At 47.6% G+C, this 11,548-nt stretch carries 14 protein-coding genes; 6 read left to right on the top strand and 8 right to left on the bottom strand.

Features of this window, described 5'->3' with window-relative positions; all coding sequences use genetic code 11:
• From H6F50_RS24735 to H6F50_RS24755, 6 genes are all read left to right on the top strand, one after another.
• On the top strand, positions 1-563 hold a 563-nt coding region (locus H6F50_RS24735; protein ID WP_190430721.1), incomplete at its 5' end, for a Crp/Fnr family transcriptional regulator.
• A 757-nt stretch (positions 564-1,320) separates the two neighbouring features.
• On the top strand, positions 1,321-1,473 hold the full coding sequence (locus tag H6F50_RS24740; protein ID WP_190430722.1) for a hypothetical protein: 153 nt from the start codon (positions 1,321-1,323) through the stop codon (positions 1,471-1,473).
• A gap of 140 nt (positions 1,474-1,613) precedes the next feature.
• Complete coding sequence (locus tag H6F50_RS27810) at positions 1,614-1,745, top strand: hypothetical protein (RefSeq protein ID WP_277878397.1); 132 nt, start codon at positions 1,614-1,616, stop codon at positions 1,743-1,745.
• Positions 1,746-1,809: 64 nt separating this feature from the next.
• The gene (locus H6F50_RS24745) at positions 1,810-3,216 is read left to right on the top strand and encodes a protein-glutamate O-methyltransferase CheR (protein ID WP_199292365.1); all 1,407 of its coding nucleotides are present in this window, start codon (positions 1,810-1,812) and stop codon (positions 3,214-3,216) included.
• Between the two features lie 227 nt (positions 3,217-3,443).
• Positions 3,444-4,565, top strand: coding sequence for an AI-2E family transporter (locus H6F50_RS24750; RefSeq protein ID WP_190430723.1), 1,122 nt, complete (start codon positions 3,444-3,446; stop codon positions 4,563-4,565).
• Positions 4,566-4,942: 377 nt separating this feature from the next.
• Positions 4,943-5,191, top strand: coding sequence for a hypothetical protein (locus tag H6F50_RS24755; RefSeq protein WP_190430724.1), 249 nt, complete (start codon positions 4,943-4,945; stop codon positions 5,189-5,191).
• 78 nt (positions 5,192-5,269) lie between these two features.
• Here the strand turns inward: H6F50_RS24755 and H6F50_RS24760 are convergent, their stop codons facing one another.
• The 8 genes from H6F50_RS24760 to H6F50_RS24795 form a co-directional block, all read right to left on the bottom strand.
• A complete protein-coding gene (locus tag H6F50_RS24760) occupies positions 5,270-5,902 on the bottom strand; it encodes a hypothetical protein (RefSeq protein ID WP_190430725.1) in 633 nt (210 codons plus the stop codon).
• A gap of 154 nt (positions 5,903-6,056) precedes the next feature.
• Entirely contained in the window at positions 6,057-6,875 is an 819-nt protein-coding gene (locus H6F50_RS24765; protein ID WP_190414529.1) for a hypothetical protein, read from the bottom strand.
• 30 nt (positions 6,876-6,905) lie between these two features.
• Positions 6,906-8,123: a hypothetical protein gene (locus H6F50_RS24770; protein ID WP_190430726.1), complete on the bottom strand. Its 1,218-nt coding sequence runs from the start codon at positions 8,121-8,123 to the stop codon at positions 6,906-6,908.
• Positions 8,124-8,151: 28 nt separating this feature from the next.
• The gene (locus H6F50_RS24775; protein ID WP_190430727.1) at positions 8,152-8,361 is read right to left on the bottom strand and encodes a hypothetical protein; all 210 of its coding nucleotides are present in this window, start codon (positions 8,359-8,361) and stop codon (positions 8,152-8,154) included.
• Positions 8,362-8,489: 128 nt separating this feature from the next.
• On the bottom strand, positions 8,490-8,936 hold the full coding sequence (locus tag H6F50_RS24780; protein ID WP_190430728.1) for a hypothetical protein: 447 nt from the start codon (positions 8,934-8,936) through the stop codon (positions 8,490-8,492).
• Between the two features lie 166 nt (positions 8,937-9,102).
• Positions 9,103-9,705: a nucleoside triphosphate pyrophosphatase gene (locus tag H6F50_RS24785; protein ID WP_190430729.1), complete on the bottom strand. Its 603-nt coding sequence runs from the start codon at positions 9,703-9,705 to the stop codon at positions 9,103-9,105.
• Between the two features lie 136 nt (positions 9,706-9,841).
• Entirely contained in the window at positions 9,842-10,387 is a 546-nt protein-coding gene (gene psbP, locus H6F50_RS24790; protein ID WP_190430730.1) for a photosystem II reaction center PsbP, read from the bottom strand.
• A 288-nt stretch (positions 10,388-10,675) separates the two neighbouring features.
• Positions 10,676-11,548 (bottom strand): cytochrome P450 (locus H6F50_RS24795; protein WP_190430731.1); only part of this gene is annotated, 873 nt, incomplete at its 5' end.

Raw genomic sequence — 11,548 nt, forward strand, 5'->3', positions numbered from 1 at the left:
CCCAACAGGGAATTGTTTCTTTACTCAGCGTGCTGGAAGATGGCTCGACTGTGGAAGCTGGAATGGTGGGTAATGACGGAATGGTAGGTCTCCCCATAATTTTAGGAGGCAACAAAACGAGCAACCGAGCGTTGGTGCAGGTCGCAGGCAATGGCATAAGAATGAAGGCAGAGCAGCTCAGATCCGAGTTTAAGCGGGGAGGGGCACTGCAAAGCCTGCTGTTGCGCTATACGCAAGCACTGCTGACTCAGGTTTCTCAAGGAGTCGCCTGCAACCGCCTGCATACGATAGAAGAGCGACTTGCCCGGTGGCTGCTAACCGTTCAGGATCGCGTGGAATCAGACCAGTTTCCCCTCACTCAGGAATTTATCGCCCAGATGTTGGGCACACGCCGTTCTGGCGTCACGGTGGCGGCTGGCACCCTCAGCAAAGCGGGAACGATTCGCTACAGCCGTGGCAAAATCACCATTCTGAATCAAGGCGACTTGGAAGCGATCTCCTGCGAGTGTTATGGAATTATCAAAGCCGAGTTCGGTCGGTTGCTTGGCACGGAACACCGTTAGATGGCGTTGTACTAGATGGTGTTGCCCTAGATGCTGTTGCACAACTGCGGCTAGGATTAATGATTGGGCGAGCGTTGTATATAGGGTTTCTCTTTTGGATGCAATAGATTCGGAACCTCACCCCCAACCCCTCGACCTTCACGGAGAGGGGAGAATATTCAACCCTGGGTTCACGAATAGCTATCAAATTCATTCTTCAAGCGGGCGACGCTGGGTAAATGGCGGATAAATTCTTTTTAAATTGTTTGTTTTCTCGTATGTGCGAAAGCGGACAGACAGCGTTTGCGATCGCGTTTATTGTTTAAATAGTACCAAGTGTAACTTGAGCTGAAACTGTCATTCTGCGCGGTTTCCTAAGCGCTACTAAGGGGAGCCAAGCACAAAGCGCACAATCGTAGTACATGGTGAGATGCTACCGTCACCATCACAAGAGACAGTTACACATCATTAGATAGACAGCTTTGAAGCTCCGTCGTGTTGCCAAGTATGAAGGCGAAGATGGCAACTGACAAATGTGATAAGTCTCAGCAAAGCTGAGCTAAAAGGGGTTTTTGACCACAAAACATGACTAGATGCCGATAAATCTTGTAGGTTTCCCTAAATATGTGCGAAACCGGACAGACGTTACTGTTACTCGTGTTTATGCTTGAAATAGTCGAGTATTAAGTTCCTCTCGTGTCCCTTGTTGTCTCCTTTAATAGACGACTGAATTAGGGAGTTTCCATCTGTCAGGGTCAAAGGAAATAAGAGGTGTAAAATGAATAATTTAACAAGAATGCCTTTTACATATAATGATACGAACCAAGAAAAACTTTGGGGAAATGGTTGGAATAAACTAACTCCAAAGCAGAAAGAATTGGTTTCAGAAATTCTTAGGAATTTAAAACAAAGAAGCCTAGAAGCCTGGTAGTGCGACTCCCTGTTAAAAATAGGTAGATAATTATCTTTCAGAGTGCCTTGTCCTCAAGGTTGGTTGCTTGGATATTAAGGTAGGCTAAAGACCTCTTCATCCGTTGGAATATCTGTTACTGATTGCTCTACTTTGTGAGGATGAATCTAGAAGCATTCACCGCTAAAGTAATTACAGCGATCGCAATTTATCTAGATGATGCTAAATATCAAAAAAATAAACATCAAAATCCCGCCTTGCCCCGCAAGCGGGGCAAGGCGGGATCGATTTAGGACAATTCCTAAAAAATATACCTCTACTTGACAGGTCGCTACACTTTTACTTGTATAACGATAAATGATGCCAATATCACAATCAACTGCCTATACGACTCCGCCCCGGACTAAAGCAGCTTATGAGTTAGAAGCTTTGCTGGACTACATAAAGCGAAGTCGTGGTTTTGATTTCACCAGCTACAAGCGTCCTAGTTTGATGCGTCTGGTAATGAGCCGGATACAGAAAGTGGGGATCGACAGCTGTACAAAGTATATTGATTACCTAAAGGCGCATCCCCAAGAATTTACTCACCTATTTAACACACTTTTAGTCAATGTTACTTCTTTCTTCCGCGATCGCTCAGTTTGGGATTATTTGTCTCACGAGCTGATCCCTCAGATCGTTGCGAAGAAGGAACCAGACGAACCGATTCGAGTTTGGAGTGCTGCATGCGCTTCTGGAGAAGAAGCTTACTCGTTAGCAATCATCCTTGCGGAGATACTGGGAATCGAACAGTTCCAGGCGCGGGTCAAAATCTACGCCACAGATATCGATGAGGAAGCTCTTAAGCAAGCTCGTCAGGGAACTTATACGGCTAAGGAAGTTGCGGGGATTCCTCCCGCTTTGTTAGAGAAATACTTTGATAGCACTCCTAACAGCTACATTGTTCATAAGGAGTTGCGTTCTGCGCTACTGTTTAGTCGCCACAACTTGATTGAAGATGCGCCCATCTCCCGTCTCGATCTGCTGATGTGCCGCAATGCCCTGATGTATTTTAATCCCGAAGCCCAACGAAAAATCCAGTCCCGCTTTCACTTTGCGCTCCGGGATAGTGGCTTTCTCGTATTAGGTCATGCGGAGGGACTGCTCAACAGCCCTCAGACTTTCAGCACCGCAGATTTGAAGCGGCGTGTTTATACAAAGACGCCAAAGGTAAATGTGCATCTGAATGCATCTGAGGTGCAGGACTCCAAACGCGATCGCATCCGCCAAGGTGTCCAGACTAGCCAAGGTGTCCAGACTAAAGGTGTCCAGACTAAGGGAGAGGAGTTGCGATCGCTTACCCAGACAAGCCCTGAAAAGGCAGTGAAGCCTCTAGAAAAGCAACCCTCATACTTCCAGCAAGAGTTGCAGCAAGAGTTGCAGCAAGAGTTGCAGCAAGTGTTCCAGCCAGAGTTCCAGCAAGTGTTTCAGCCACAGGTAAAACCCAAGCAACCCTCGTCTACCCATCAAGCGTTAACAACCGAGCAGACACAACTCCTGGTGCTTCAAGAAGAGCTAAAAACCGTTCAACAAGAACGTCTGGATCTCAAAAAACAGTTGAACAGGACTCAAGAGGAACTCCAGTCCACCCACGAACAACTACAGACGATGAATCAGGAGTTGCAGTCTCTCAGTGAAGAACTGTACCAGCGCAACGAAGAACTCAATCAAGCCAAAGCTTTGTTAAAGAAGATGACTCAACCTAAATTTCATGGAGTCGCCTAGCGCGTTGTGTCCCTCTTATCGCAATTCTCGTTGGGATGCAGTGCAATTTAACCCCATCCCGGCCCCTTTCCACTTGTGGAGATCGAGTTGGGGGTATGGTTAGGAGTGTGTATTGCAACAAAGTGGCGCAAGTCTAAACAGAGGGATTTCTCGGTGACGCTGCAAGCCCACACGATAGCGCTATTCTTTGTGTAGGTAGTTTACACCTAGCCCATCGCTACTAAATCATGTTCGAGCGGCGCACTGCGATTTCTCTATCGAATATCCTGCTAATTGTCGTCACCAGTTTGTTGGGAGTGTTGCTATGGCAGCTGCGGAGTCTCCTAGTCATCCTCATGGTTGCCGTAGTCATCGCAGCAACGATTTCCCCCCTCATCGACAAGGCTGAACGCTTGCAGCTTCCCCGGTGGTTGGCGGTCATTGTTGTTTATGTAACGCTAATTTCTGGCATCGTTGGGGCGGGATTGATTATTGGCCCTACCGTAGCCGCGCAGATTCAACTGCTTGCCGTCAATTTGCCAATATACATTGAAAATCTTCGGGCACTCATTCAGAAAATTGTAATCAGTTACAACGACGAGCGACCCGATTTAGTCAACCAACTCCTTGATACCCAAGCGCTAACTAGGTGGGTGTTTAGTTCCAGTCAACAAGTCCTGCTGCGCTCTTACGACATCACCAAAGGAATTATTGGCGGCGTTTTTAGCTTAATTTTGGCTTTATTGATTTCCGGCTATATGGTGGCGGGTAGTCAAAACCTGGTTAAAGGTTTGGTGCAGCTATTCCCGTCGCCTTGGGATGAACGTCTGGAGGCTCAAGTGGCACCGATGAGCCAGCGGATGGGGAATTATATCCAAGGTCGAGTTGCGGTTTCAGGGATTTTAGGGGTAGCGATTACCCTTGGCTTAGGTTTTTTAGGGCTATCAGAGTTTGCACTCGGACTTGGCGTGATCGCTGGTTTCACCAATTTGATCCCCTTTGTGGGGCCAGTTTTGGGAGCCATTCCCGCTCTCATCGTGGCAGTTTCTCAAGGTGGGTGGACGTTCCTGTGGGTGCTGCTGTTGTTCGTGATTATCCAGAATGTGGAAACTTATGTCCTCGATCCGCTACTGGTAGGTTCTTCTGTGAAAGTCCATCCTTTGTATCAACTGCTGGGGGTGCTAGGAGGAACGCAGGTTTTAGGCATTCTTGGCGCGTTGATTGTTCCTCCTTGGGTGGCGGGTGCCGCTGTCCTGTTGGAAAATCTTTACTTAAAACCTAAATTGATAGCCGAAAATAAAGCGGGTGTTATCGTCGAAGCCTCACCTGATTCCACCGCTATTCCCCTCAAATCTTCAACAATGAAGTAGTCAATTCTGGGTCGTTTTTTTAACTTTGCTTACCTCTGCATTCTTTGCTGAACTCGGAACCTCACCCCCAACCCCTCTCCGTGAACGGAGAGGGGAGAATATTGAACCCCTCTGGGTGAAGGTCGAGGGGCGGGGGTGGGGTTAAACTTTACTGCCTCCAATAGAGAATTGCTATTCGCTGGATCTTGCATCCCTCTTAGGTTTCGTCTTATCAAACATAAAGTTTTACGACAGGTAGTTGATTTGATCGGTAAAAATTCCGTAGCATTTGTTACAGAAATGTTTTGAAAATAGCTTATCAGTGGAGGCTCTTAACTGCGACGGAGAGCAGTCAGCCAACTCTGAGTGCTGTTATCGCTATTGGAGGGGAAACAGATATGACATTGAATTATTGCGTACTTCCTTTGCTGTCTCGGACTAGAAGCTGGGCACCTCAAACCAATCGAACCCAGTCTCAGATGGATTATCAGGATTCGACTTGGGTACAGTTGCTAGAACTTCCCAACCCTTATAGCCACGATGAAGCGTTGCTACTTTGCCAGCAGTCTGAGGACGAATGGGTAGCATGGATTCCGGATCATGGTGAAGCGGTGCTGCATACAAGCCAGTTTATTAGAGTTCGTTAGAAGGATGCGAGTAGAGCGATCGCTACGCTTTATGCAACGCAACTCGATAAGCGATCGCATCACCTCCAACTCCTCTTGTTAAGGCACGAACCGCCCTAAAATGCCTTTCGCAATCTTTCTATCCCTCGGATTGGAAGAAAGCAAGCGCAACAACAATTGACGAAAAACCCAACGCCTCAGCAACGGCAAAAATAACAGCGACAGACGCTTAAAGCCTACTTGCAAGAACCATGCCATCGCCGCCGATGCTAACAGCGTCCATAAATTCAGGCGCTGTAAGTTAGAGATAACTGTCGCCGCCGTAGTTAGCAAAGAGAGCATCCAAGATAGGCCATTCAACCATAAGGCAATCTTGAGCTGTAGCTGATTGAGCAGTTGATCGATTAGCCAGTGGTGAGCAGTTGCGATCGCTAAACACCAAATAGAATCTTTAAGACAATCGTGGCGAATTTGGTGAATGATGTCTCCATCGAGAGCGATCGTACTCTGCATGACAAAGTTTTCCGCTACTGACTCACTACTCTCCGCTTGCTCGTAGTGAGTGCAAAAAATCAGCCCAGACTGTAAGCAGCTTCCCGCGTCTACTAGCGCATAAGAACGCAACTCTGCTAGCAAACGCCGGGAAATGGATAAGTTTTGTCCATTGGTTCTCGCTTGCAAAATTTGATCGAGGATGTTTTCATCTAAGTTGAATCTGATGAAATGAGACACTAACTGTCCCTTTGCGTCTTTGACTTCCTCGATTTGAATGCATGAATCTAAATTAAGAGGTTGCCTAAAGGAACCTGATAGATAATTTCCCACTCCTTCTCAGCTCATCTTTCCTATTTTTTTGGCCTATTTTTTTGGATCGGTTTTTTCAGGATTAATTGCGGTTTTTGAATAAATTTTTCATTGAGGAACTGCCTTGATTGACCAACGATTCTACTAAATTCACCATAAATTCTAATAACCCATGCCACTGTTTTTCACCCGCAGTAACACCCTGTCTGTGGATATCTAAAATGATATCTTTATGCTCGTGTTCAAAAAGTCTCTGATGATAGCGGTTGATAATATCTCCATCTAACTGAATGATTGATTGGGCATAAATCATATCGGTTGTTACTTCTTCAACCGGGTCTAATGCTTGCGATGCTTCGCTTTTTTGCAAAGACTTATTCCGATTATCCAGAGCTGCTTTCAGCTCATCAACTTTCCGCAAGCTCCGTAAAAATCTACTGTCATCGAGTAAGTTTTGAATCTTGTTAATCTCAACAGCCGGATTCGCAGAAGGACTCAGCGGGTTAGGCAGTTTTGTTTTTTGAATATCCAGTTCTGCTGTGGGATCGCTGAGAACTCGGACATATTCCCTGAGCTGTGAAGCATCCTGTTCTAAAAGTTTCTCCTCAAGGCAATATAGGCAATACTCTGTCTCGATTTGTTTACGCAGACTCAGATACCGAGACCATAGAGATGGATGGATTCCTGTTCTTTCCAAATAGGTTGTGGAAATTGGGTAAATATCTCGATACGCTTCCCAAGGAATAAACTTAGTCCCGCTAATATGATCCACGACCATTGTATTTACTTCGAGAGCCGTGATGTCGATTAGCACATCGGTCAGAGACTGCAAAAAGTTGTTAAAATTTTTCCGCAGGTTGGGATTAATCTCGTTGCTGTTGGTATCTGGTGTGTTGACCATCGTTGTATGAATCCAGTTTGGTTTTAATGATTATTTGGAGGGTGGTGGAGGCGATGGATTGTCAAATTCGTTTTCATCTTCTTCAAATTCATCAAACTCATCAAACGGCTTTGGCGGTGTTTGTGAAGGCGGTGTTTGTGAAAATAAAGCCTCTTCAATGTTGACGGGCGATCGCGTATCTGACATCGGTGGAGAAGGCTGGGAAGGCTCCACGGGAGTGTCTCCAAACAAAACCGCTATGGGATCTGAAATGCCGCTAGGATTGCTGCTGATATCGGGCGTCGTTGACGGCTCCTCATCTTCTTCCCAGCCATCGTCATTGTCATTCCAGTCCTCATCTTCAACAGGCGCAAACCTCGCTGAGAAGGGGTGTGTCGGTTCCTCCTCCACTTCCACTTCTTCCCACTCCTCCTCGGTTCCCCAGTTTACCGCCGAGCCGAATTCCGGCGTCCACCCTGGCTGAAACGGTGGTTCCTGGATGACGGCTTCTTCCGGCTCCTGGGCACTCACGGCTGGCTCTACAGAGGTTTCTGGGGTCACTGGGGGCAGGAAATCCGGGGGAAGCGCCGAGCCGAATTCCGGCGTCCACCCTGGCTGAAACGGTGGTTCCTGGATGACGGCTTCTTCCCGCTCCTGGGCACTCACGGCTGGCTCTACAGGGGTTTCTGGGGTCGCTGGGGGCAGGAAATCGGGTGTGACGGATGGTGTGGGTGCAATGGCAGGAACGGTGTCAATCTCCACGCGGGGGTCAAATGCGATCGCATCTGTTGGCGACCCCTCAACAAGCAAAACTTCAGGCTCAATTGTCACGATAGAAGCTGCGGTTTCGTCTGGCGGTAGGCGAGGATCAACTCTAGACTTGTCTGGAGGAATCGGGGCAGCTTTAGGATTCTGGTACCCGACTCTTACCAACATCCCAAATAACTTTTGCAAACTCTTGAGATTGTCGTTGATAATCACGCGGCTTTGCTGAACTTGCTCTAGATGGAATTGTCGCAGTTCGCTATAGGGGCCACTATTGAGAAAGCGATCGCCAATCTCGTTGGTGATGTCGCCCTCAACGATATTAATCCGGGTCTGCATCCGCGAACCTGGTTGAGGCTGTTCTTCGCTTGTCCTGTCATCTACGTCGGCAGAGCTAACCCAGGTGGTGATTTCTAACTCAATCGTCTCACTGAGTGCCGTAGAAAGTGCCTCAACAATTTTGCCAGCTTTGAGTTGTTGTTTGAATTTATCGCTTGCCGCCATAACCAAATTTCCAGCCAATTGTGAGTTGTCAATAGAAAGAGGACTGAGGACTGAGGACTGAGGACTGAGGACTGAGGACTGAGGACTGAGGACTGAGGACTGAGGTTTGAGGACTGAGGTTTGAGGACTGAGGACTGAGGTTTGAGGACTGAGGACTGAGGTTTAAAGTAACTAGGGTACAAGCCTTTTCAAACCGGAAATTAGAGGCGCAGTTTGTTTCAAGTTGATGTAGCCCCAAGGAATAAAGCGTCCTGATTTCAAGCCCCTATTTTTAAGTCTGGGGTATACTCAACACTCAAAACTCAGTCCTGAAGAGAAGCTTAACCTTTGACTTGCATTTATTTTGGCTCTCAAGTGTTCTGACTCTTAAGGATTATCTGAATCGATAGGAGGTAAAACTTGCTGTGGATTTGAACGCGATCGCGATCCTGGTATCTCAGACAGCGTGTTCGTTAAAACTGTAAACAGCTGTTGCAAGTTTGCCAGGTTTTCCTGAATAATTTCCCGACCTTCGTGAACTTGCTGGAGGTGAAATTCCCGCAGTTCGTTGTAGGGGCCGCTATTCAGAAATTCGCTGCCGACTTCATTTTCTATATCACCATCCACAATGTTGATGCGGGTTCGCATACAGTGACCGGGTAAAGGTTGACCGGATAAAGATTGGTCTGTCCTCACCCCAGGCGAGGCGTCTGAGTCAGCCGATGAAACCCAGGTGGTGATTTCTAACTCGATGGCTTCGCTGAGTGCCAAGGTGAGCGCCTCAAAAATTTTGCCAGCCTTGAGTTGTGCTTTAAACTCGTTACTTACTCCCATGAACAAAAGCCCTCCAAAAGCTTTGCCTTAGCCAATATTAGACACACAGATCCTTTGCCTCAATCAAAAATCTAGGAACCTTAACAAATTCCGGAGCAATTTAAGAAAAAGGCACAAATCAATTATCAGTTGTTATTTGCTAGTAGCAATGGACAACAAACTTCTTTCATTTTTTATCCTGCCAAAAGTCGGTGACATCATATCCCAGTTCACCGAACATCTGGCGAAGTAGTGGCAAGCTCAGACCAATGACATTCGTATGGCAACCTTCCAGTTTGTCTACAAATAGTCCCCCTCTGCCTTCCAAGGCAAAGCAGCCAGCACATTTGAGGGGTTCGCCAGTGGCGACGTAGGCTTCAATCTGGCGATCGCTAGCATCGGCAAAATAAACTTTTGTGATGCCGCAGCGTACCACGGTTTTGTCTTGCTGCTGGTCAATTAAAGCATGACCCGTATAGAGTTCGCCGATTTGGGAGCGCATTTTTTGCCAACGGGCGATCGCTTGTGCTGCATCTGCTGGTTTCCCATGAATTTCACCGTTAACCAGCAACACCGAATCGCATCCCAATATCAAACCATCTGGAAATTGACTCGCAACCGTTTCCGCTTTCCGCAACGCCAGAGTTTGCACCAATTCGGATGCAACGCTAGTTGAGACTTGGGATTCATCAAAATCACTAGGGCAAACCACCGGCTCGATTCCGGCACTTTGCAACAGGCGACGGCGGGCTGGAGAAGCGGAGGCTAAGACTAAAGTGGGAAGGGTCATCGTTCTGTTGTCAGTGGCGAGTTGCTAATTGTCAAAAGTTTTAAGTGTTGAGTTTTGAATTAAATAATTCTCTTTTCGCCTCAACTCTTATCACTCTCATCACTTTTATGAGCCATTAGCCATCAGCCGATCGCTATTAATAGACAGAAAATGAACTAACGACTTGCTCTAACAATGGCTTCAACTTTTCCCAGCGTTTTTCTGTGGTAGAAGCGTTGAAGGTGACAAGTTTACCGCGACTGACGGCGATAGAGGCAAGATTATGGCGTTGCTGATTGGGGAGTTTGACGGTGTATTCCAGTATGTAATAAGTCTTAGAGTTAGATTCCAGCTTTTCAGCGTTCACTAATTCTGCCTCGCGTCCCGATCCTGGGGGTGCGATCGCGCTTTTTGATAATTTGTATCCCACTTCCGTCGGTGTCCCCAGCTCAGCGAGGCTTTTCTCTGCCCCAACCGGGTTAATGACGACTGACACATTTTCAGAAGGCTCAATGATATCGTGGAACACTACATCGGCTCCACCTTTCACCTCGACTGGAAGCCAGCCGTTGGGATATAGGAACTGATAACCGTCGGTGCTATCTACATAGCTTTTTAAGCCACTGGTAGCACTGGCGACAGTGCAACTTTGCAAGCTTACGCTTAATACCACCAGTAGTAGTGCGGCAATCCGTTTTAGCATTTCCCTCTTTCCTTGCAATTTTGTCACTAAGCGCCATTTGTCTCATTTTCCCACTTCCGGGGAACTTCAGAGGAAACAACGCTACAGAGGAAATAACCTGGTTTGCCGTCTCAAATAGCCGCAATTCTCTATTGGATGCAGTCCCGAACCTCACCCCTAACCCCTCTCCGTGAACGGAGAGAGGAAATATTGAACCCCTCCCCGTGAACGGGGAGGGGCAGGGGTGGGGTTCCAAGTGCCTATCGCCCAAGATTTTTTGTCCGAATGCGTCGCCCCTACTCGCACGGATTATTCAGGCAATTTCACCATCTCTCGCACGTTACCGCACACGCCACCCACTCCCTGGCTAAACTGACGATCTTGCTGATGGACGATCGTTGGCATCCCATATTTCGGTGCCATGACAATCACCCCAAAACGGTCAACCTTCAGATGGGGAATGCATTGCAGGCGGTAGCGTTGTAAAAGCATTGCCAGCACGATTTTGATTTCCATCATGGCAAAGGCTGCACCGATGCACATCCGAGGCCCAGCACTGAAGGGATTGTATTCAAAAATAGTGGGTTCAAATCCTTCCCAACGGTGCGGATTAAAAACCGCCGGTTCTGGATAAAGTTCGGGCATCTGGTGAGTCTGGTAAATACTGACAAATACCTCCGTTCCCGAAGGCAAGGCATAACCACCGAGTTCAGTCGGTTGCGCGGTGACGCGCCCATTCCAGGGGACTGGCGGCAATACACGCATACTCTCTTTGATAACTCGCTCTAATAACGGCAACTGTTGCAATTGCTCGACTGTCGGCGCTTCACCATGCAGCACGCTTTCGAGTTCGTCGAGGAGATCGGCAAAAATTTGCGGATGTTGCGAGAGGAGGAACAGCGTCCAGGTAAGTGCATTGGAACTGGTTTCGTGTCCGGCTAAAAAGAAGACGCCAGTATGTCCCAGCAATTCATCATCGCTCAGAGCGAGGCCAGTTTCGGCGTCACGAGCTTGGATCAGCATCGACAGCACATCTCCATCGTCAGTGTCCTTTGCCCTTTTAGTTGCAATCAGCGATCGCATCTCGTCGTCAAGTTGGGCGATTAGATTCAGAAAGCGATGGTAGGGCAATCCTGGTAAGTCCACAGGGAATAGTGCCATCATGGGCGTTCCCAGCAAACC

This window comes from Coleofasciculus sp. FACHB-712 (assembly GCF_014695635.1).
GTDB lineage: Bacteria > Cyanobacteriota > Cyanobacteriia > Cyanobacteriales > FACHB-T130 > FACHB-T130.